Origin of the sequence: Streptomyces sp. Q6, assembly GCF_036967205.1 — a bacterium.
GTDB classification, from domain to species: domain Bacteria; phylum Actinomycetota; class Actinomycetes; order Streptomycetales; family Streptomycetaceae; genus Streptomyces; species Streptomyces citrinus.
Genome location: NZ_CP146022.1, coordinates 1713188 through 1732423, shown reverse-complemented (window position 1 = coordinate 1732423; position 19236 = coordinate 1713188). Strand labels below are relative to the sequence as shown.

20 protein-coding genes are annotated in these 19236 nt (G+C 71.3%); 11 read left to right on the top strand and 9 right to left on the bottom strand.

The genetic code is table 11. The features are described from left to right. Window positions 1-10: 10 nt before the first annotated feature. Entirely contained in the window at window positions 11-1093 is a 1083-nt protein-coding gene (locus V2W30_RS08155) for a Zn-dependent alcohol dehydrogenase (protein WP_338694862.1), read from the top strand. 49 nt (window positions 1094-1142) lie between these two features. Here V2W30_RS08155 and V2W30_RS08150 read toward each other — a convergent pair whose 3' ends face one another. Beyond that, window positions 1143-1502: a hypothetical protein gene (locus V2W30_RS08150; protein WP_338694860.1), complete on the bottom strand. Its 360-nt coding sequence runs from the start codon at window positions 1500-1502 to the stop codon at window positions 1143-1145. Between the two features lie 249 nt (window positions 1503-1751). On the opposite strand from V2W30_RS08150, the gene V2W30_RS08145 reads away from it, so the two are divergent. Continuing rightward, the gene (locus tag V2W30_RS08145; RefSeq protein WP_338703528.1) at window positions 1752-2228 is read left to right on the top strand and encodes a VOC family protein; all 477 of its coding nucleotides are present in this window, start codon (window positions 1752-1754) and stop codon (window positions 2226-2228) included. A 222-nt stretch (window positions 2229-2450) separates the two neighbouring features. On the opposite strand, the gene V2W30_RS08140 is transcribed toward V2W30_RS08145, so the two are convergent. Both V2W30_RS08140 and V2W30_RS08135 read right to left on the bottom strand, forming a co-directional pair. Beyond that, window positions 2451-3161, bottom strand: coding sequence for a winged helix-turn-helix domain-containing protein (locus V2W30_RS08140; protein WP_338694858.1), 711 nt, complete (start codon window positions 3159-3161; stop codon window positions 2451-2453). Between the two features lie 67 nt (window positions 3162-3228). Continuing rightward, complete coding sequence (locus tag V2W30_RS08135; RefSeq protein ID WP_338694856.1) at window positions 3229-3891, bottom strand: TetR/AcrR family transcriptional regulator; 663 nt, start codon at window positions 3889-3891, stop codon at window positions 3229-3231. Between the two features lie 81 nt (window positions 3892-3972). Here V2W30_RS08135 and V2W30_RS08130 point away from each other — a divergent pair, with 81 nt between their 5' ends. The 3 genes from V2W30_RS08130 (at window position 3973) to V2W30_RS08120 (ending at window position 6212) form a co-directional block, all read left to right on the top strand. Further along, window positions 3973-5124, top strand: a complete 1152-nt coding sequence (locus V2W30_RS08130; RefSeq protein ID WP_338694854.1) for an acyl-CoA dehydrogenase family protein — start codon at window positions 3973-3975, stop codon at window positions 5122-5124. A 71-nt stretch (window positions 5125-5195) separates the two neighbouring features. Beyond that, window positions 5196-5486, top strand: a complete 291-nt coding sequence (locus tag V2W30_RS08125) for a YiaA/YiaB family inner membrane protein (protein WP_338694852.1) — start codon at window positions 5196-5198, stop codon at window positions 5484-5486. Window positions 5487-5570: 84 nt separating this feature from the next. Next, entirely contained in the window at window positions 5571-6212 is a 642-nt protein-coding gene (locus tag V2W30_RS08120; protein ID WP_338694850.1) for a TetR/AcrR family transcriptional regulator, read from the top strand. A gap of 2 nt (window positions 6213-6214) precedes the next feature. Here the strand turns inward: V2W30_RS08120 and V2W30_RS08115 are convergent, their stop codons facing one another. Beyond that, complete coding sequence (locus V2W30_RS08115) at window positions 6215-6676, bottom strand: MaoC family dehydratase (protein ID WP_338694848.1); 462 nt, start codon at window positions 6674-6676, stop codon at window positions 6215-6217. Between the two features lie 92 nt (window positions 6677-6768). Here V2W30_RS08115 and soxR point away from each other — a divergent pair, with 92 nt between their 5' ends. Beyond that, a complete protein-coding gene (gene soxR / locus V2W30_RS08110; RefSeq protein ID WP_338694845.1) occupies window positions 6769-7242 on the top strand; it encodes a redox-sensitive transcriptional activator SoxR in 474 nt (157 codons plus the stop codon). A 22-nt stretch (window positions 7243-7264) separates the two neighbouring features. Here soxR and V2W30_RS08105 read toward each other — a convergent pair whose 3' ends face one another. After that, the gene (locus V2W30_RS08105; protein ID WP_338703527.1) at window positions 7265-7996 is read right to left on the bottom strand and encodes a 3-keto-5-aminohexanoate cleavage protein; all 732 of its coding nucleotides are present in this window, start codon (window positions 7994-7996) and stop codon (window positions 7265-7267) included. Between the two features lie 57 nt (window positions 7997-8053). Here V2W30_RS08105 and V2W30_RS08100 point away from each other — a divergent pair, with 57 nt between their 5' ends. From V2W30_RS08100 to V2W30_RS08085, 4 genes are all read left to right on the top strand, one after another. Next, a complete protein-coding gene (locus V2W30_RS08100; protein ID WP_338694843.1) occupies window positions 8054-8566 on the top strand; it encodes a hypothetical protein in 513 nt (170 codons plus the stop codon). 78 nt (window positions 8567-8644) lie between these two features. Next, entirely contained in the window at window positions 8645-9076 is a 432-nt protein-coding gene (locus tag V2W30_RS08095; RefSeq protein WP_338694841.1) for a helix-turn-helix domain-containing protein, read from the top strand. Continuing rightward, window positions 9073-9468, top strand: coding sequence for a DUF4180 domain-containing protein (locus V2W30_RS08090; RefSeq protein WP_338694839.1), 396 nt, complete (start codon window positions 9073-9075; stop codon window positions 9466-9468). Before V2W30_RS08095 ends, V2W30_RS08090 begins: the two co-directional genes overlap by 4 nt. Further along, a complete protein-coding gene (locus tag V2W30_RS08085) occupies window positions 9465-11192 on the top strand; it encodes an immunity 49 family protein (RefSeq protein WP_338694837.1) in 1728 nt (575 codons plus the stop codon). The genes V2W30_RS08090 and V2W30_RS08085 overlap by 4 nt, the downstream gene beginning before the upstream one ends. Window positions 11193-11240: 48 nt before the next feature. Here V2W30_RS08085 and V2W30_RS08080 read toward each other — a convergent pair whose 3' ends face one another. Further along, on the bottom strand, window positions 11241-11843 hold the full coding sequence (locus V2W30_RS08080) for a hypothetical protein (protein WP_338694836.1): 603 nt from the start codon (window positions 11841-11843) through the stop codon (window positions 11241-11243). 267 nt (window positions 11844-12110) lie between these two features. Between V2W30_RS08080 and V2W30_RS08075 the strand changes: the two genes are divergently transcribed. Continuing rightward, window positions 12111-14942, top strand: a complete 2832-nt coding sequence (locus V2W30_RS08075; RefSeq protein ID WP_338694834.1) for a penicillin acylase family protein — start codon at window positions 12111-12113, stop codon at window positions 14940-14942. 25 nt (window positions 14943-14967) lie between these two features. On the opposite strand, the gene V2W30_RS08070 is transcribed toward V2W30_RS08075, so the two are convergent. The 3 genes from V2W30_RS08070 to V2W30_RS08060 form a co-directional block, all read right to left on the bottom strand. Then, complete coding sequence (locus tag V2W30_RS08070) at window positions 14968-16245, bottom strand: serine-threonine protein kinase (RefSeq protein ID WP_338694832.1); 1278 nt, start codon at window positions 16243-16245, stop codon at window positions 14968-14970. Between the two features lie 95 nt (window positions 16246-16340). Then, entirely contained in the window at window positions 16341-17669 is a 1329-nt protein-coding gene (locus tag V2W30_RS08065; protein WP_425244504.1) for an MFS transporter, read from the bottom strand. A 170-nt stretch (window positions 17670-17839) separates the two neighbouring features. Beyond that, window positions 17840-19093, bottom strand: coding sequence for a DUF1343 domain-containing protein (locus V2W30_RS08060; RefSeq protein ID WP_338694830.1), 1254 nt, complete (start codon window positions 19091-19093; stop codon window positions 17840-17842). Window positions 19094-19236 lie beyond the last annotated feature (143 nt).

The window sequence follows — 19236 nt, the reverse complement described above, 5'->3', positions numbered from 1 at the left end:
CACGATCACCATGGTCCGCGCCGCTGTCTGCACCGCCGTCGGTTCCCCGCTGGAGATCACCGACATCGACCTGCCCGAGCCCGGCCCTGGGCAGGTCCGCGTCAAGCTCGCCGCCGCCGGGGTCTGCCACTCCGACCTGTCCCTGACCAACGGCACCATGCGCGTGCCGCTCCCGGCCGTCCTCGGCCACGAGGGCGCGGGCACCGTGGTCTCCGTCGGCGAGGGCGTCACCCACGTCGCGCCCGGCGACGGCGTGGTCCTCAACTGGGCGCCGTCGTGCGGCAGTTGCCACGCCTGCTCGCTGGGTGAGGTGTGGCTGTGCGCGAACGCGCTGGCCGGTTCGGCGAACGTGTACGCGAAGAGGGCATCCGACGGCTCCGACCTCCACCCGGGGCTGAACGTCGCCGCGTTCGCCGAGGAGACGGTCGTCGCCGCGAACACGGTCCTGCCGGTCCCGGACGGCGTCCCGCTCACCGACGCCGCCCTGCTCGGCTGCGCCGTCCTCACTGGCTACGGGGCGATCCGTCACTCGGCGCGCGTCCGCGAGGGCGAGACGGTCGCGGTGTACGGCGTCGGCGGTGTCGGCCTCGCCACGATCCAGGCGGCGCGCATCGCGGGTGCCTCGAAGATCATCGCGGTCGACGTGTCGCCCGAGAAGGAGGAACTGGCCCGCCAGGCAGGCGCGACGGACTATGTCGTCGCCTCCGACAACACGGCCCGCGAGATCCGCGCCCTCACCGGCAAGCAGGGCGTCGACGTGGCCGTCGAGTGCGTGGGCCGCGCTGTGACGATCCGTACGGCCTGGGAGTCCACGCGCCGCGGCGGCCGCACCACGGTCGTCGGCATCGGCGGCAAGGACCAGCAGGTCACCTTCAACGCCCTGGAACTCTTCCACTGGGGCCGCACCCTGTCCGGCTGTGTCTACGGCAACTCCAACCCGGCCGAGGACCTGCCGGTCCTGGCCGAACACGTCCGCGCGGGCCGCCTGGACCTGAGCGCGCTGGTCACGGAGCACATCTCGCTCGACGGGATCCCGGCCGCGTTCGACAACATGGTCGCGGGCAAGGGCGGGCGGGCGCTGGTGGTGTTCTAGGCGCCGCGGCGGCCCGCCTCCGTGGGGCGGGCCGCCGGTGCCGGACCGGTCAGATCAGGCAGGAGGCGCCTGCGGCCAGCACGGTCAGTTTGTTCACGGAGTGCGTCACTTCGATGGACTTGCCCGGAGGCAGGCTGAAGTCGTACTCGGCGTCGACGCAGTACGTCACGGTCGTGTCGTTCGACATGCTGGTGACCGTGGTGGGAGCGTCAAAGGCGAAATCCTGCCCCTCCACGACGCCCATCGTCTCCGGCAAGTACTCGTCGACCACGGTCATGCACACGTAACCGTCGGCGTGACAGGCAAGGGAGTCGGTGCCGACGGCGCTCGCCGCATCCGTACCGAACGCGGCCATGGCGGTCATGGTGGCGCCGCACAGGACGGCGCGCATGACGTTGGGTCGCAACATGAATGATCTCCTGCGTAGTTGGGCACGGCTTGTGGCCGCGCGGACCGAACCTCGCTGCGCCGCACGGGTGTTGACCTTGTCCGACGAGCAACGCAGAAGCTAGGCGCGGGCAGTTACTGAGGCGTTACTGATGCCGTGCGCAAAGGGCTCGGGCGCGCCGATGAGTTCTCGTGTTGCGGGCGGTCTTACCCAGGAGAAGCCTGAAACAGGAACACCGGGAACCGGAGGCACACCACTATGACCAGCACCGTGCAGAAGATCCGCCCCTGTCTGTGGTTCGACGGCAAGGCGGAGGAGGCCGTGACGTTCTACCGGTCGCTCTTCCCCGACTCGGAGGTCCTGGAGGTGCAGCGCTGGGGCAAGGAGGGGCCGGGCGAGCCCGGGTCGGTCCTCACCATGACGTTCCGGCTCGCGGGCACCGAGTACATGGCGCTCAACGGCGGCCCCCAGTTCACCTTCAACGAGGCCGTCTCCTTCAGCGTCGACTGCGCCGACCAGGCCGAGGTCGACCACCTGTGGGAGCGCCTGACCGCCGACGGCGGGGAGCCGGGCCCCTGCGGCTGGCTGAAGGACCGGTTCGGCCTGTCCTGGCAGATCGTCCCGCGCCGCCTGCCCGAACTCCTGGCGGACCCGGACGCGGAGCGGGCGAGCCGGGTGATGGCGGCGATGATGAAGATGCACAAGATCGAGGTCGCGGAACTGGAAGAGGCAGCAGCCTCCGCTTGAAGCCGCTCCAAGCTTGAAGCCGCTCCAACCTTCAAGCCGCTCCGCCATCTCGAGCTGCTCCAACCTCCAAGCTGCTCCGCCATCTCAAGCCGCTCCGACATCTTGAGCCGCTCCAGCATTTCAAGCCCCTCCGGCGATTGAGGAGCGGGGTCCGGGGCAGAGCCCCGAGACGGCCACGGCAGGCGGCGTCGCACCTTCGGCGCCGCCCGCGGCGACCCCTCATCACGGCACCCGCACCCCCAGCTCCGCCCCCAGAACCCCCGCCCCGACCCCCGTCACCCGAACCGCCCGTTCCGACCCGATCCGCTCCACCCAGCCGGAGTCGAACGCGTGGCGGCACAGGACCGCCCCGGCCACCCCCGCCAGGTGATGGCGCCGCTCCGTCCAGTCCAGACAGCCCCGGACCAGCGGCCGCCGCCCGCCGGACGCGGGATCCAGCGGCGCCCCGAGCGCGCGGAACCACGCCAGCCCCGCGTCGGTCAGCGAGAACCCCGTCTCGACGCGCAGCAGCCCCCGCTCCGCCATCCCGTCGGCCACCGCGATCCCGAGCCGCCCCGCCAGATGGTCGTAGCAGGTCCGCCCGCGCGCCATGGCGTCCCGTGCCGACGACGCCCGCAGCGTGCGCGGGCGCTCCCCGCCGCCGGGCACGGCGTATCCGGCGAGGCTCTCGACGAGCTGTGCGACCTGCGCGTCCGCGAGCCGCACATAGCGGTGCCTGCCCTGTCGCTCCTGTGCGAGCAGCCCGCCCGCGACCAGCTTGCCGAGGTGCTCGCTCGCGGTGGACGGGGCCACGCCCGCGTGCCGCGCCAGCTCACCCGCCGTCCAGGCCCGCCCGTCGAGCAGCGCGAGCAGACACGCGGCCCGGGTCTCGTCGGCGATCAGTGAGGCGAGCGCGGCGAGCCGCGGGGCGCCGGGTTCCTGGGAAGCAGCCATGCCTCAAGGATGCGCCCGGCACAGTTCGGCACACACCGAAAGGTGACCGCGAGGATCAGCGCACGGCTCAGTGCGAGGCCGCCGCGGGCAGTTGCGCGAACTGCACCGCGAGCCCGTCGAGCAGCGCGGCGAGCCCCGTCTCGAAGGCCCGCTCGTCCACGGCGTCCTGCCGCTCGGCGAGCAGATGCGCCTGCCCGAGGTGCGGATAGTCCGCGGGGTCGTACGCCGTCTCGTCGTCCACGAACCCGCCCGCGAACGACCCGATCGCGGACCCCATCACGAAGTACCGCATCAGCGCGCCGATCGAGGTCGCCTGCGCGGGCGGCCACCCCGCGTCGACCATCGCCCCGAACACCGCGTCCGCGAGCCGCAGACCGGCCGGACGGCGGCCCGGCCCGCGCGCGAGCACCGGCACGATGTTCGGGTGCTCGCGCAGCGCCGCCCGGTAGGAGACGGCCCAGTCGTGCAGCGCGGTCCGCCAGTCCCGCCCGGCGCCGTCCGCGGGCGCGTCGAACATCGACAGGTCGACCTGCGCGCTCACCGAGTCCGCGACCGCCTCCAGGATCTGGTCCTTGGTGCGGAAGTGGTTGTAGAGGGAGGGCCCGCTGACCCCGAGCTCGGCCGCGAGCCGCCGCGTCGAGAGCGCCGCGAGGCCCTCCGCGTCGACGAGGGCGCGCGCCGCGTCGACGATGCGGTCGGTGCTCAGGAGGGGCTTGCGCGGTCGGGCCATGCGGCACATAGTAGGGCTGTCAGCCAAAAACTAGCAGTGCTAATTTAAAGGCACCTGCCGCGCAAGTCTGGGGAGTCGTCCATGAATCTGGAGCTGAGCGAGGAGCAGACGGCCGTCCGTCAGCTCGCCAAGGACTTCGTGGACCGCGAGATCGCGCCGAACGTGGTGGCGTGGGACCGCGCCGAGGAAGTCGACCGCTCCCTCGTCAAGAAGCTCGCCGAGGTCGGCTTCCTCGGCCTGACCATCGACGAGGAGTACGGCGGCTCCGGCGGTGACCACCTCGCGTACTGCCTGGTCACGGAGGAGCTGGGCCGCGGCGACTCGTCCGTGCGCGGCATCGTCTCCGTATCCCTCGGGCTGGTCACCAAGACGATCCAGTCGTACGGGACCGAGGAGCAGAAGCGGCGGTGGCTGCCCGCCCTGACGTCCGGCGACGCCCTCGGCTGCTTCGGCCTGACCGAGCCCGGCACCGGCTCCGACGCGGGCAATCTGACGACCAGGGCGGTCCGTGACGGCGACGACTACGTCATCAACGGCTCCAAGATGTTCATCACCAACGGCACCTGGGCCGACGTCGTCCTCCTCTTCGCCCGCTCCACGGACGCCCCCGGGCACAAGGGTGTCTCCGCCTTCCTGGTCCCCACCGACACCCCCGGCCTGACCCGCCGCACCATCCACGGCAAGCTCGGCCTGCGCGGCCAGGCCACCGCCGAACTCTTCCTGGAGGACGTGCGCGTGCCCGCCTCCGCGATGCTCGGCCAGGAGGGCAAGGGCTTCTCGATCGCGATGTCCGCGCTCGCCAAGGGCCGGATGTCCGTCGCGGCCGGCTGTGTCGGCATCGCCCAGGCCGCGCTCGACGCCGCGGTCGGCTACGCGGGCGAGCGCGAGCAGTTCGGCAAGTCCATCGCCTCGTACCAGCTCGTCCAGGAGCTGATCAGTGACATCGCCCTGGATGTGGACGCCGCGCGCCTGCTGACCTGGCGCGTCGCCGACCTCATCGACCGCGGCGAGGACTTCGCCACCGCCGCCTCGAAGGCGAAGCTGTTCGCGTCGGAGGCCGCCGTGCGCTGCGCCAACAACGCCCTCCAGGTCTTCGGCGGCTACGGCTACATCGACGAGTACCCCGTCGGCAAGCTGCTGCGCGACGCCCGCGTCATGACGCTGTACGAGGGCACGAGCCAGATCCAGAAGCTCATCATCGGCCGCGCGCTGACCGGCGTATCGGCGTTCTGAGCGCTTCTGAGTACGTACCTAGGTAGCGGAGCGGATGTGACTGCGGCCACATCCGCTCCATGCTGTCCGGCATGAGTGAGACACCGGTCAAGCAGCAGAACACCACGGCCTTCTACGGACAGGCCCTCGCGTCCTTCGTCGTCGCTCTCGCCGCGACGGCGATCGGCATCTACAGCCTCGACGTCAGCGGCTGGATCCGGGCCTTCCTGGCGATCGCCGTCCTCTACCTCACGACCTCCGCCTTCACCCTGGCCAAGGTCATCCGCGACCGCCAGGAGGCCGGCCAGATCGTGAGCCGGGTGGACCAGGCCCGGCTGGAGAAGATCCTCGCGGAGCACGACCCCTTCAAGCCGGTGGTCTAGTCCGGCCGGAGAACGCTCTAAGCGCTCGCTCACCCCGGAGGGTATGGTGTGGGGCCAGCCCCACGTGAGGATGTGAGCGCAGCGATGTCGCAGGATGAGCGGGTCGAGGACCTCCAGGTCACGGACGAGATGCCGTGGGCCGAGGTCAACCCCGACGCGGCCCGGCGCCTGCTGGTCGCCGCGGTCGAGGCGTTCGCCGAGCGCGGCTATCACGCCACCACGACGCGCGACATCGCGAGCCGGGCCGGGATGAGCCCGGCCGCGCTCTACATCCACTACAAGACCAAGGAGGAGCTCCTCCTCCGGATCAGCCGCATCGGCCACGAGAAGGCGCTGCGGATCCTGCGCCACGCGGTCGAGGCCGAGGGCACGGCGGCGGACCGCCTCACGGAGGCCGTCCGCTGCTTCGTCCGCTGGCACGCGGGGCACCACACGACCGCGCGCGTCGTCCAGTACGAGCTGGAGTCGCTCGGCGAGGACCACCGGCCGGTCATCATGGACCTGCGCCGGCAGAGCGACGCCGCGGTCCGCGAGATCATCGATGACGGGGTGAAGGCGGGGGAGTTCGACGTCCCGGACGAGCCCGGCACCACCGTCGCGATCCTCTCCCTGTGCATCGACGTGGCCCGCTGGTTCAACCCGCAGGGCCGCCGGACGCCCGACGAGGTCGGCGCGTTCTACGCCGACCTCGTCCTCAGGATGGTGGGAGCGCGCGCTCCCCGGTAGGGCTACAGGTAGTACCGCGACACCGACTCGGCGACGCACACCGGCTTGTCGCCGCCGTCACGCTCCACGGTGAACGCGACGGAGAGCTGGACGCCGCCCGGCACGTCGTCCACGGACGTGATCGTCGCGGTGGCGCGCAGCCGCGAGCCGACCGGTACCGGGGCGGGGAAGCGCACCTTGTTCGTGCCGTAGTTGACGCCCATCTTCACGCCCTCGACGGAGAGCAGCTGCGGGCCGAACAGGGGCAGCAGGGACAGCGTCAGGTAGCCGTGGGCGATGGTCGTGCCGAACGGGCCCTCCTTCGCGCGCTCCGGGTCGACGTGGATCCACTGGTGGTCGCCGGTGGCCTCGGCGAACCGGTCGACCCGCTCCTGCTCGATCTCGACCCAGTCGCTGTAGCCGAGCTGCTCGCCCACGGCGCCCTTCAGCTCGTCGACGTCCTTGAAAACCCGCGGCTCCGCCATGGTGAGTAGCCTTCCGTGTCCGTTGTCTAAGCGCTTGCTCAGTCCTCGGAGCATGCTAACAACGCACCCGCCCGGCGACTAGGCTCGGCCGGGTGCCTCAGATTCCGGAGAAGATCCACGAGCTCACCGTCGGCCAGGTGGCGGCGCGCAGCGGAGCCGCCGTGTCCGCCCTGCACTTCTACGAGTCCAAGGGTCTGATCACCAGCCGCCGCACCTCCGGCAACCAGCGCCGCTACCACCGCGACACCCTGCGCCGCGTCGCGTTCATCCGCGCCGCGCAGCGCGTCGGCATCCCGCTCGCGACGATCCGCGACGCGCTGGCCCGGCTCCCCGAGGAGCGCACCCCGACCCGCGAGGACTGGGCGCACCTCTCGGCCGCATGGCAGTCCGAACTCGACGAGCGGATCCGGCAGTTGAACCGGCTGCGCGACCACCTCACCGACTGCATCGGCTGCGGCTGCCTCTCCCTGGAGAACTGCGTGCTCTCCAACCCGGACGACGTCTTCGGCGAACGCCTCACCGGATCACGGCTGTTGGCGGAGCGCAGGGACGGCACGGCGTCGTGAGCGCCCGTCCCGCACGCGCGGGTCACGCACCCGGGGCCGCTCCGTACCGGGCCAGGGCCGCCGTCACCAACTGAGCGTTCCCGTCCGCCCGATCGCCGTCCGGCAGCAGCAGGGTGTCCTCCAGGCCGACCCGTGTCGCGAGACCGAGGCGGGCCGCGAGGTCCAGCACCGGCCAGGTCCCGCCGTCCATGCCGTGCAGCAGGACCGGTCTGCCGTGTGCGGTGCCGATCGAGCCCAGGAGCGTCAGGGCCGTGGCCTCGGCCGACTCCGGGGCCGTGTCCATGACTTCGGCCAGCACACGCAGCACCCGGGGCGCCAGCGGCGACGCGGCGAACCGGTCGGGACCGTCCGTGCCGGACCACAGGCCCGCCTCGACGCCGACACCGCGATCGAGCAGCGCCGCCGCGACGGCCTCCGCGCCCTCCTCGTGCCAGTTCACCGACGCGTGGTCCGGCAGCACCGTCCACGACCGGATGCGCGCCACCCGCGCCGCCGGATCCGGCTCGGCCCACGCGCCCGTCGTCACCCCCACCGGGACCGCCGCCCGCGCCCGGACCGCCTCCAGCGTCGCCGCAACCGAACGGGGCGACAACGTGTCTTGTCCACAAGGGGACTTGGGGTGAACATGCACATCCGACGCACCGGCCGCCACCGCCGCCGCGACGGCATCGGCCAGCGCGCCGGGGGAGAGCGGCACGACCGCGCCGTCGGCCGCGCCCCGAGCGCCGTTCGGACACACCTGCACGAAGACCATGTACGCGATGGTGCCACCCGGCACCGACAACGGCAGCAGCACGGGGGAGCCGCTCAAATGCCACTCGCGATCACCTCACTGAAGTACGAGGCCGCCCGCTCGGGTGCCCAGGCCATCAGGTACGACAGCGACGGCTACCACCTCGTGCGGTTCCCGTACGCGGCCGCCGAGGAGTCGTACGACCCGTGGAAGATGCACGACCCGGCCGGCGGCGGCGGTGCGTCCAAGTACCCCGACGCCCGCTCCGGTCTGATCTGGCCCAGCCACCACGGCTGGGGCACCCTGTCCGCGCTGGTCTTCTGGAAGGCCGACAGCCGGGCCACCGAGTACCGCGCCCGCTTCGTGCGCGACCCGCTCGACCTCTCCACGGGCTACGACTCGACCGCGACCACGGACACCGCGGCCACCGGCGGCGCCCAGTACCGCGCCTACACCTGGCAGATGTTCGTGCACCCGGGCACCCCGGTCGGCCTGAAGATCGCGGCCCGCTCCGGTGACACGAAGCTCGCCGTGCCGATCATGCTGGCCGAGTTCAAGCTCTCCATCGAGACGGACGTGATCAGGCCCTGAAGGGGCGTGAGACTCCTTGACACTCCCTCGATGAGGCTCCACGAGGGTAAACGAGGGATGATGAGGTATGTTGAGGGAGTGAATCAGCAGTACTACTCCCTCGACCAGGTCGCCGATCTGCTCGGCCTGCACGTGCGCACGGTCCGCGGCTACGTCCGCGACGGCCGCCTCAAGGCCGCCCAGGTCGGCCGCCGGTACCGCGTCACGCGCGAGGACCTCGCCGCCTTCACCGGCACGCCGGACGCTCCCGGCGCGAGCGGCGGCCCGCACGCCGAGGTGTCCGTCATCGTCCAGGTCGACGGAGTGGACCCGCAGGCCGCGATGCGGCTCGCCAACACGGTCGTCGCCACCGCGAACAGCACCAGTGGCGGGCGCGCCGGCGGCCCGTTGCGCGTCGAGAGCGTCTACGACGAGCACCGCGCCGTGCTGAAGATCATCGTGCTCGGCGGGCTCGCCGAGGCCGCCGAACTCCTGAGAATCGTCGACACGCTCGTGAAGGACACCCGATGACCGGCACCGAACCCGAACCCACCGTCGAGCTCAAGGAGTTGGCGGGCGTGCCCGTCCTGTTCTGCTCGTCCCACGGGCCGAAACTGGACAGCGAGCGGGCCGCGCTCGACCTCATCGGCGACGCCGGATATCAGGGCGCCGCCTGGGTCGCCGTCCCCGCCGAGCGCTGCGGCGAGGAGTTCTTCCGGCTGCGCACCCGCGTCGCCGGGGACGTCGCGCAGAAGTTCGTCAACTACCGTATGGGTCTTGCCGTTCTCGGCGACATCACCGCCGAGACCGCCGCCGGCACGGCACTGCGCGACTTCGTACGGGAGAGCAACCGCGGCCGCGCGCTGTGGTTCCTGGCGGACGCCGCCGCGCTGGAGGCGCGCCTCGTAGAGTCGGGGGCGTGACAGCACACGACGCGCCCGACCCGCACCTGCCCCTGCTCACCGGCGCACAGGCCGACCGCCTGCGCGGCCTCGTCACCGACCACCTGCACAGCCGCACGGGCACCCGCCCCACGGTCGTCGGCGACACGGCGGAGGCCGACGGCCGCCGCCACCCGCTGACGAACCTGGCGCAGTCGTGCGCCGCCGCACCCGAGGAGCACTGGCCCGAACTGGTCGACGCGCACTTCGACAGCCTGGCCGAGGCATCCCAAGGAGGCGAGAGCGCCGAGGAGTTGCTCGCGCGCACCTGCCTGCGCCTGGTCGCTCCGGGCACCCTGTCGGCCGCCGACGCGGCGGCCGGGTTCGGCTACCTGCGCGGCGTCGCCGACGGCCTCCACCTCGCCCTCGCGCTGGACGCCCCCACCTCCGTACGGCTGTTGACCGACGAGGACGTGGCGCGGGCCGGGGCCGACGAGCTGTGGGCCGCCGCGCGGCGCAACCTGGTCCGCGCGCCCATGCGCTCCGAGGAGGTCAGGCTCGACGGGCACCCCGTGCTGTACTCCGTGTACGGCGACTCCCCGTTCGTGTCCAGCAAGGCACTCGTGCTGCCGGAGGTGGTCGCCGAGGTCACCGGCCGCCGCATGCCGGAGGCCGGCGCGCTCGTCGTCGTCCCCACCCGGCACCTGCTCGCGTTCCACCCGATCGTCGACGGCAGCGCGGCCGACGCCGTCAACGACCTGGCCACGTACGCCTTCCGCGCCCACCAGGACGGCCCGGGATCGCTCTCGCCGCGCGTGTACTGGTGGCACGGGGGGCGCCTCACCTCACTCACCGCCGTCGACCACGAGGCCCGCGCCTTCGCGCAGGAGCCGCCGGCCGCGCTCGTCGACATCCTGAAGGCGCTGCGCGGCCTCGACCGGGCCGGGCGCCTCGCCTCGACGACCACCGCCGCCAGGGGCATCGAGGAACTCACCGACGCCACCGCCGAGTTGATCAGCGGACTGGACGACCGGCCCGAGGACCTGCCGGACGCCTTCGCGTCGGCCGTCGCCCTCAGTCACGCGCACGCCGCCGCCGACCCCCGCGCCGACCGGGTGGAGACATGGGACGCGTGGGTCGCCGCGCTCCAGCTCGGCACCGCCCTGTTCACACAGACCAAAGCGGTCGACGTCCCGCTGGAAGAGCGGCGGTTGACCGTCCCCGCCGCCGGACCCGAGGTCCACGGCGACGCCCGCGCCTGGCTCGACGCCTTCTACCTCACCCTGGTGACCCGCGAGCGGGACCGCACGCAGCGCCTGTGCGAGGTGCCGCTCGACGCGCTGCGCGGGGACGGTCCCGTCGACGACTACGTGCTCCACTGGGTCGACGTCCTCCAGAGCTACTGGAACAGCAGCGCACTGGACGACATCGTGGCGAAACTGGTCACCACGATGGAGACCTCGCACCCGGACACCGTGACGCTCGCGCCGAAGGACTTCCTGAACTCCGTCGACTACCAGCCCGTCGCACTCTTTCACCGGATGCTCACCGGGGACCACGAGGCGTTCGCCGACGTCCTCACGGAAGCCCTGGCGCAGCACGGGAGTTACTGGGGCGACTCGGCGGCGCCGCGCGCCCATGTGGCCCTCGGGCCGCTCGCCCTGGCCTGCCTGGCGTACGACATGGAGTTCCCGGTCCGCACCGACCAGCCGTATCTGCCGGCGTACCTGCTCAACCGGCAGCGCCTGGAGCACATCCCGGGGTGACGCCCTGAATCCGGGGGTGCGCCGGTGATCGGCCGCACCCCCGTCGCGCTATACCGAGACCAGATCCCGCGCGCGCCTGGCGTCCGCCAGGGCCGCGGGGGTGAGGACGGGCCGCGGCACGACGATGCCGCAGTGGGTGCAGACGGGGCCCGACGACGGTTCGTGCGCCAGGTCGTGCTTCCAGACGAGACCGCTGTCCGCGCACACCGGGCAGCACGCGCCCGGTTCGCGCTCCAGGGCCGCGATGAGCCGCCGCAGCACTTCGGCCAGCGACTCGGTGGGGTGCACCGACGGGTCGTCGCACCAGGCGACACCGAAGCCGCCCCAGGTCAGCCGGTGCCAGTCGTCCACCGTGCCCGGGCGGCGCAGCCCGTCGTGCTTCTCCTTGCGCCTGCGCTCCGCGAAGGCGACTTCGTACGCGAGCCAGACGGCCCGCGCCTCTTCGAGCTCCTCCAGCGCCGCCACCAGGCGGGCCGGGTCGGGTGAGCGGTCCTCGGGTCCGAACCCCGCCCGGGAGCAGAGATGGTCCCAGGTCGCCCGATGACCGTAGGGGGCAAACCTCTCCAGGCACTTGCGCAGCGAGTACCGCCGCAGTGCCAGATCGCTCAGTGGATCGCGCACCTGTCTTGCCAGACTCCGGAATCCAGCCATCGCCCTGCACCTCCGTCACACGTACGTCGGCGTCGCCGCAGCCATGAAGCGACGTTGCCGAGTAGACGTATCGACACGCGATTCGGATCCCTCAGAAGGCCGGTCGGTCCCATCCGATTTCCGATGGGGGTCATTACCGGACTCTTCTGAGGCCGGGGAGTCCCTGAGTGTTCCCTGTGGTGATTCCGAAAACGTGACGCATGTTCATCTTCTGTCGTTCGATAACCGCCGGTAACCTCCGGCTCACCATCGTCGGGAGGACCAGGCATGCGACGACGCATCCCACGAACCACCCTGCACAGGAGACTTACGGCCACGGCGGCCCTGTTGCTCACCGCCGGACTGCTTTCTCCGCTGTCGACGGCCACGGCCGCCGACGATCCCGTACCCGTACCCGTGTCCGACCACTGCGAGGGGCAGTGCGCGGACATCCTGCCGCCCGGTGCGAACGGCAGCGCCACCCTCGCCGAGATCCTCGGCAACAAGCTGTTCGGTACCCAGCCCGCACACGCCGACGACCAGCTCGGTCCCTACGACGCGCTGTCGTCCGGGTATCCCTCACTCACGGACGACACACTCACGAAATTCTTCAACGACTCCTCCTTCGGCGTCCCCGACGATGCGGTGGGCTCCGTCACCCGCCCCCGCGACGATGTGACGATCACCCGTGACAAGAAGAACGGCGTACCCCACATCAAAGGTTCCACGCGCTACGGAACCGAGTTCGGCGCCGGCTACGCCGCAGGTCAGGACCGCCTCTGGCTGATCGACCTGTTCCGGCACATCGGCCGCGGCGAGCTGACGTCCTTCGCCGGCGGCGCCCTCGCGAACCAGGGACTCGAGCAGGAGTTCTGGCCGCAGGCCCCGTACACCGAGGAGGATCTCCAGAAGCAGGTCGACTACATCAGGACGTCCGGCGGGGCCCGCGGCAAGCAGGCCATGGAGGACGCGCAGGCCTACATCGACGGCCTCAACGCCTACCGCGTGAAGTCCAAGAACGGCCGCTACTTCCCGGGCGAGTACGTCCTCACCGGCAAGATCGACGCGATCACGAACGTGGGCGAGATCCAGCCGTTCAAGGTGACCGACATGATCGCCCTCGCATCGGTGGTGGGCGGACTCTTCGGCAACGGCGGCGGGGGAGAGGTCGACGCGGCCCTCTCGCTCCTCGCGTCCCAGGAGAAGTACGGCGTCGAGAAGGGCACCCAGGTCTGGGAGTCGTTCCGCGGCCGCGACGACCCCGAGGCCGTCACCACCGTCCACGACGGCACGAGCTTCCCCTACGGCACCAAGCCGAAGGACGCGCGCGGCCGGGCGCTGCCCGACCGGGGATCGGTCGAGCGCGAACCCCTCGTGTACGACCGCACCGGCTCCGCGGTCACCGGGAAGAAGGCCCCGGTCGAGGCGCCGTCGCGGCTCAAGCCGCTCCAGGGCATGTACGACGACGGGGTGCTCCCCTCCGACCTCTTCACGGACACGGCCTCCAAGAAGGGCATGTCGAACGCCCTCCTCGTCTCCGGCGCGCACACCGCGTCCGGCCACCCGGTCGCCGTGTTCGGCCCGCAGACCGGCTACTTCGCGCCCCAGCTCCTGATGATGCAGGAGCTGCAAGGGCCCGGCATCAGCGCGCGCGGCGTCTCCTTCGCCGGCGTCGGCATGTACATCCAGCTGGGCCGCGGCCAGGACTACGCCTGGTCGGCGACCTCGGCGGGGCAGGACATCACCGACACGTACGCGGTCCAGCTGTGCGAGCCCGGCGGCGGAGCCCCGACGAAGCGGTCCACGTCGTACCTGTACCGAGGCACCTGCACTCCCATGGAGAAGATGGAGCGGACGAACGCGTGGAAGCCCACCGTCGCCGACTCCACGGCCGCGGGCTCCTACCGGATGCAGGTCTTCCGCACGAAGTACGGCATCGTCACCCACCGCGCCACGGTCGACGGCGAACCGGTCGCGTACACGGCGCTGCGCTCCACGTACCGGCACGAGGCCGACTCCATCATCGGCTTCCAGATGCTGAACGACCCGTCGTACGTCACGGACGCCTCGTCGTTCAAGAAGGCGGCACAGCACATCAGCTACGCCTTCAACTGGTTCTACGCCGACTCGCGCGACATCGCGTACTACAACAGCGGCTCCAACCCGGTACGGGCGACGGACGTCGACATGTCGCTGCCGGTCAAGGGCGAACAGGCCTATGAGTGGCGGGACTTCGATCCGGCCGACAACACGGCGGCCTACACGCCCGCGGCCGAGCACCCGAACTCCACGAACCAGGACTACTACATCTCCTGGAACAACAAACAGGCCAAGGGCTTCACCGCGGCCAACTTCAGCCTGGGCGCGGTCCATCGCGGCAACCTCCTCGACGACCGCGTCAAGAAGCTCACGGCCGAGGGCGGGGTCACCCGGGCCTCGCTCACCCAGGCCATGGAGGAAGCGGCGGTGACGGACCTGCGCGGCGAGCAGGTGCTCCCGGAGATCCTCAAGGTCATCCGCAGCAAGCCCGTCGACGACCCGCAACTCGCCAAGGCGGTCGAGCAGCTGGAGGCCTGGCGCAAGGCCGGGGCGCAGCGCAACCAGACGTCGGCCGGGTCGAAGACCTACGCGCACCCGGACGCCGTACGCATCATGGACGCCTGGTGGCCGCTGCTCGTGAAAGCCGAGTTCGAGCCGGGACTCGGGACCGGCCTGTACACGGCGCTCACCGGTCAGCTGAGCGTCGACGAGGCGCCGTCCGCCGGGCACGGCCCGACCGGCTCGCACGCCGGGTCGGCGTTCCAGTACGGCTGGTGGGGCTACGTCGACAAGGATCTGCGGGCGGTGCTCGGACAGCCGGTCCGCGGTGAGCTCGGGGCACGGTACTGCGGTGCGGGCGACCTCTCCGCGTGCCGCGACACGCTGCTCGCCTCGCTGACCGAAGCCGTCGCGAAGCCGGCCACGGAGGTCTACCCCGGGGACGACACCTGCAAGGCGGGCGACCAGTGGTGCGCGGACACCATCGTCCACCGGGCGCTCGGCGGGATCACCCACCGGTCGATGCAGTGGCAGAACCGGCCGACGTATCAGCAGGTGGTGGAGTTCCCCAGCCACCGGTAGCGCACCAGGGCGGGGCGGGCCGTCCCTACGGGGTCACCCGTCCCGCTCCGAGCACGATCCGGGCCAGTTCCTCGTGGCAGATGTCGCTGTGGGCCCCCGACGGCGGGGGCCCGTGGCGGACCACGGACGCCGCGTCGACGCTCACGCACCCCGCGTGCGGCACCCCGTCCCGCAGCACGCCGGCCAGGGTGGAGCGGACCGAGCCCGGTACGTCCTGGATGCCGTCGAAGCCCAGGGCGCCCCAGCGGACGCCGAGGTCGAGGGCGCCCGCGTCGTCACCGGCCAGCCGGGACGCCAGCGGGTACATCGTGCCGAGCGCGGTGTCGAAGCGCGAATAGCACGCCACCAACGGGCCCTGGATTCGCCGCTGTCGCCCCTTGAGCGCGCCGCGCTCGGCGAACGCGTAGTGCGAGAAGGCTCCCTGGAGGAGTGTCACGGACCGCACGTTGCGGGCGGTGTCCGGCAGACCGGCGAGGGCGAACGACACGAGGCGCGCGCCGAAGCTGTGCCCCACCAGGTGCACGCGCACGTCCGGCGCCTCGGCCGCGAGACGGCCGAGGACCGGGCCGAGGCCCTTCTGGCCCACCCTGCCCGCACGCCTCTTCATCGCGAAGTACGTCGCCTGGCGCAGGAGTTCGTGGCCGCCCTTCCAGGCCCGGGACAGGCCGCCGGGCAGCCGCAGCGCCGCGGCGTCCGCCGTCGCCTCCAGCGCGTCGGCGAACCGGAGGCAGATGTCGCGGGTGTTCTCCTGGAGCATCGCGGGCGCCGTGTTCGCCGACTCCTCCTCGGTCGTGTCCGCGCCGAAGGCGACCGCCCGGATGCCGACGAGCTGCCGTACGAGACCCCCGAACTCGTCGAACGCCTCGCGCCGCTCCGGCTGTTGCTCCAGGAGCTTCGCCAGATGGTCGACGACCGTCGCGCTGTGGGGGAACGTCGCGCCGAGCGCGTGCCGGGTGCCCTGGTCGAGCGTCGTGCGCGGCGTCACCGGCCGCGCCGCCACCGCGGACGGGTCGAAGTCCGGGATGTGTTCGTCCGTGAACCGCATCGACGGCCACAGCACCCCCACGTACCCGAGGTGGGCGTCCGGTGCCAGCGAGGGGAACGGCGCGAAGAAGAGGTCGTAGAGGCGGGTCGCCATCGACCGGTCGTTGTTCCAGCCGTGCGCGAACACGACCAGGTCCCGCACGCCGCGCTCGCGCACCTCGCGCAGCAGCCGGTCGCGGCGACCGGACTCGGGATCCCCGTCGGCGTCGAGCATCAGCTCCCAGTAGGGACGTACCCGGACTTCCGGTGCCGCGGCCATGGCCAACCCCCGTGGTAGGCGTCGAGCGTGTGCCGCATCGTCCCGCCGTGCCCGGGGGTTGGCCATACGCCCGGAGGGCCCAAATGGCGCGCGGCTCAGCCCAGTTCGCGCTCCCGCGTCTCCGGCAGCGCCAGCACGCACAGCAGCGACACGACCGCCATCGCGCTCACGTACCAGCCCACCGACGACGACCCGAACGCGCTCTGGAGTCGCGTCGCCACCAGCGGCGCCACCGCGCCGCCCAGCACACCGCCCAGGTTGTACGCGAACGAGGCCCCGGAGTAGCGCACGCGCACCCCGAACAGCTCCGGCAGGTACGCGCCCATCGGGCCGTACACCACGCCCATGCAGAACAGGGCGCCGCCGAGCGCGAGCGCGATGAGCGCGGGCTGCTCGGTGTCCATCAGCGGGAACAGGGCCAGACCCCAGACGACCGCGAGGCCGGAGCCCACGAGGACCATCCGGCGGCGGCCGCCGGCGTCCGAGCGGGTGGCCGCGAGCCAGGTGCCGGCCGCCAGGAACAGACAGGCGACGAGCGACACCGCGAGCATCGTCGAGCGTGGCACGCCCAGCGTCTTCGTCCCGTAGGCGAGGCAGTACGTGGTGGCCGTGTAGAAGAGGCCATAGGCGACGATCATGCCGCCCGCGCCGAGCAGGATCTCCTTGGGGTGGCGCTTGAACACCTCCAACGCCGGTGCCTTGCTGGCCTCCTGATCCTCCATCACCTTGGCGAAGACCGGTGTCTCGCTGATCTTCAGGCGGACGAACAGACCGACCGCGACCAGCAGGAAGGACAGCAGGAACGGGATGCGCCAGCCCCACGCCTGGAAGGCGTCGTCCGACAGCGACTCCGAGAGCAGCCAGAAGATGCCGGTCGCCGCGAAGAAGCCGACGGACGGGCCGAGTTGGGGGAACGCCGCGAACATGCCGCGCTTGCCGCGCGGCGCGTGCTCGACCGCGAGCAGTGCCGCGCCGCCCCACTCGCCGCCGAGCCCGACGCCCTGAAGGAAACGCAGCAGCACCAGCAGGATCGGCGCCCACACCCCCCACGTGTCGTAGCCGGGCAGCAGTCCGACGCACGCCGTCGACAGGCCCATCAGGAGCAGCGACGCCACCAGCACCGACTTGCGGCCGATCCGGTCGCCGAAGTGGCCGAAGACCAGCGAGCCGATCGGGCGGGCCGCGAACGCGACGGCGTACGTCGAGAACGAGGCGAGAGTGGCGTTGAGGGACGAGAGGTTCGGGAAGAACGCGGCGTTCAGGACGAGGGCCGCGGCCGTTCCGTAGACGTAGAAGTCGTAGAACTCGATGGCGGTCCCGATGAAACTCGCCACGGCCACGCGGCGCAGGCTCTCCGGCTGGTCCGGCCGAGCCCGCGCCGCGCCGGCGGAGGCGTCTTCCCTGGTTGAGTCGTCTTTGAGCACGAGCCGACTCTGATTGTCCGTGTACTGTCCAGTCAATATTCTGGGACGAGCGTCCCGGATATCGAGACACGGATCGATGTGGATGGATGCGGGTCGGTACGGGTCGGTGCGGCTCGGTACGGATCCACGCGCATCGAGAGGAATCCAGCCCGGCCGCCGGTGTCTCGCGCCTACTTGTACGTGAGGTACCGGCGCCGCACGTCCCTGAACGCGGCCAGCTCCGCCTGCCAGCCCGCCACGACCTCGTCCGTCGACGCGCCCGCGTCGATCATCGTCCGCACCTGCGTCGACCCGGTGAGCTTGTCGATCCAGTTGTCCGAACGCCAGGCGAAGCCGCTCCAGGCCGACTTGGCGGTCACCAGCAGGGCGATGCCGGTGCGGACCGGGTCGAAGGCGTCGCGGTCGTCGACGTGGATCTGGACCCCGCCGACCGTCTTGCCCTGGAACTTGGAGAACGTCGGCGCGAAGTACGCCTCCCTGAAGTGCACACCGGTCAGGGCGAGTTCATTGGCCTTCGCCGCCCAGCGCGCGTCGATGCCCTCGGCGCCGAGGAGTTCGAAGGGGCGGGTCGTGCCGCGCCCCTCGGAGAGGTTCGTGCCCTCGAAGAGACAGGTCCCCGAGTACACCAACGCGGTGTCCGGGGTGGGCATGTTGGGGCTCGGCGGCACCCACGGCAGCGCCGACACGTCGTAGAAGTCGCGCCGCTTCCAGCCCGTCATCGTGACCGTGGCCAGCTCGACCGGGTGCGTGAGGTACTCGCCGTTGAAGAGGCGGGCCAGCTCCGTGACCGTCATGCCGTGCGCCTGGGAGATCTCCCTGCGTCCGACGAAGGTCGCGAACTCCTTGTGCAGGACGGGACCGTAGGCGTTGCGGCCCGTCACCGGGTTCGGCCGGTCGAGGACCACGAACTTCTTGCCCGCGAGCTGCGCCGCCTCCATGCAGTCGTACAGCGTCCAGATGTACGTGTAGAAGCGGGCGCCCACGTCCTGGATGTCGAAGACGATCGTGTCCACGCCGGACGCCGTGAAGATGTCGGCGAGCGGCTGCCCGCTCTTCAAGTACGTGTCGTAGACGGGCAGTCCGGTCGCCGGATCGTCGTAGCGGCCCTCCGAACCGCCCGCCTGCGCCGTGCCGCGGAACCCGTGCTCGGGCCCGAACACGGCCTTCAGGTCGACGCGTTCGTCGCCGTGCATCACGTCCACGATGTGCCGGACGTCGCGGGTGACGCCGGTCGGGTTGGTGACGACGCCGACCTTCTGGCCGTCGAGCAGCGCGTACCCGTCGGCCGCGAGCCGCTCGAACCCGGTCCGCAGGGGCCGCCCCTCGGGGGCGGAGGCCGCGGCCGCGGAGCCCCCCGAGCTCAGTGCGCCCACGACACCCGCCCCCGCGCTCGCCGCGAGCAGGACCCGTCTCGACACGCTCATGCAGATACCTCCGTGATCACCGGAACTGGCATGGTCATGCACGCTAGCGCCCCCGCCCGCGTCGCGGAACGAACCCGGCGGTGATCGCCTCCCGGAACCTCTTCCCCGGCGACATACCGACTGGTTAGTCTGCTGAGGCAGCC

What these genes read in the sequence shown, in the direction of transcription:
- V2W30_RS08070 (WP_338694832.1), bottom strand. Translation starts at nt 16,245, where the DNA reads ATGGCCGCGGCACCGGAAGTCCGGGTACGTCCCTACTGGGAGCTGATG.
- V2W30_RS08120 (WP_338694850.1), top strand. Translation starts at nt 5,571, where the DNA reads ATGTCGCAGGATGAGCGGGTCGAGGACCTCCAGGTCACGGACGAGATG.
- V2W30_RS08100 (WP_338694843.1), top strand. Translation starts at nt 8,054, where the DNA reads ATGCCACTCGCGATCACCTCACTGAAGTACGAGGCCGCCCGCTCGGGT.
- V2W30_RS08105 (WP_338703527.1), bottom strand. Translation starts at nt 7,996, where the DNA reads ATGGTCTTCGTGCAGGTGTGTCCGAACGGCGCTCGGGGCGCGGCCGAC.
- V2W30_RS08060 (WP_338694830.1), bottom strand. Translation starts at nt 19,093, where the DNA reads ATGAGCGTGTCGAGACGGGTCCTGCTCGCGGCGAGCGCGGGGGCGGGT.
- V2W30_RS08075 (WP_338694834.1), top strand. Translation starts at nt 12,111, where the DNA reads ATGCGACGACGCATCCCACGAACCACCCTGCACAGGAGACTTACGGCC.
- V2W30_RS08115 (WP_338694848.1), bottom strand. Translation starts at nt 6,676, where the DNA reads ATGGCGGAGCCGCGGGTTTTCAAGGACGTCGACGAGCTGAAGGGCGCC.
- V2W30_RS08080 (WP_338694836.1), bottom strand. Translation starts at nt 11,843, where the DNA reads ATGGCTGGATTCCGGAGTCTGGCAAGACAGGTGCGCGATCCACTGAGC.
- V2W30_RS08090 (WP_338694839.1), top strand. Translation starts at nt 9,073, where the DNA reads ATGACCGGCACCGAACCCGAACCCACCGTCGAGCTCAAGGAGTTGGCG.
- V2W30_RS08155 (WP_338694862.1), top strand. Translation starts at nt 11, where the DNA reads ATGGTCCGCGCCGCTGTCTGCACCGCCGTCGGTTCCCCGCTGGAGATC.
- V2W30_RS08135 (WP_338694856.1), bottom strand. Translation starts at nt 3,891, where the DNA reads ATGGCCCGACCGCGCAAGCCCCTCCTGAGCACCGACCGCATCGTCGAC.
- V2W30_RS08125 (WP_338694852.1), top strand. Translation starts at nt 5,196, where the DNA reads ATGAGTGAGACACCGGTCAAGCAGCAGAACACCACGGCCTTCTACGGA.
- V2W30_RS08140 (WP_338694858.1), bottom strand. Translation starts at nt 3,161, where the DNA reads ATGGCTGCTTCCCAGGAACCCGGCGCCCCGCGGCTCGCCGCGCTCGCC.
- V2W30_RS08130 (WP_338694854.1), top strand. Translation starts at nt 3,973, where the DNA reads ATGAATCTGGAGCTGAGCGAGGAGCAGACGGCCGTCCGTCAGCTCGCC.
- V2W30_RS08150 (WP_338694860.1), bottom strand. Translation starts at nt 1,502, where the DNA reads ATGTTGCGACCCAACGTCATGCGCGCCGTCCTGTGCGGCGCCACCATG.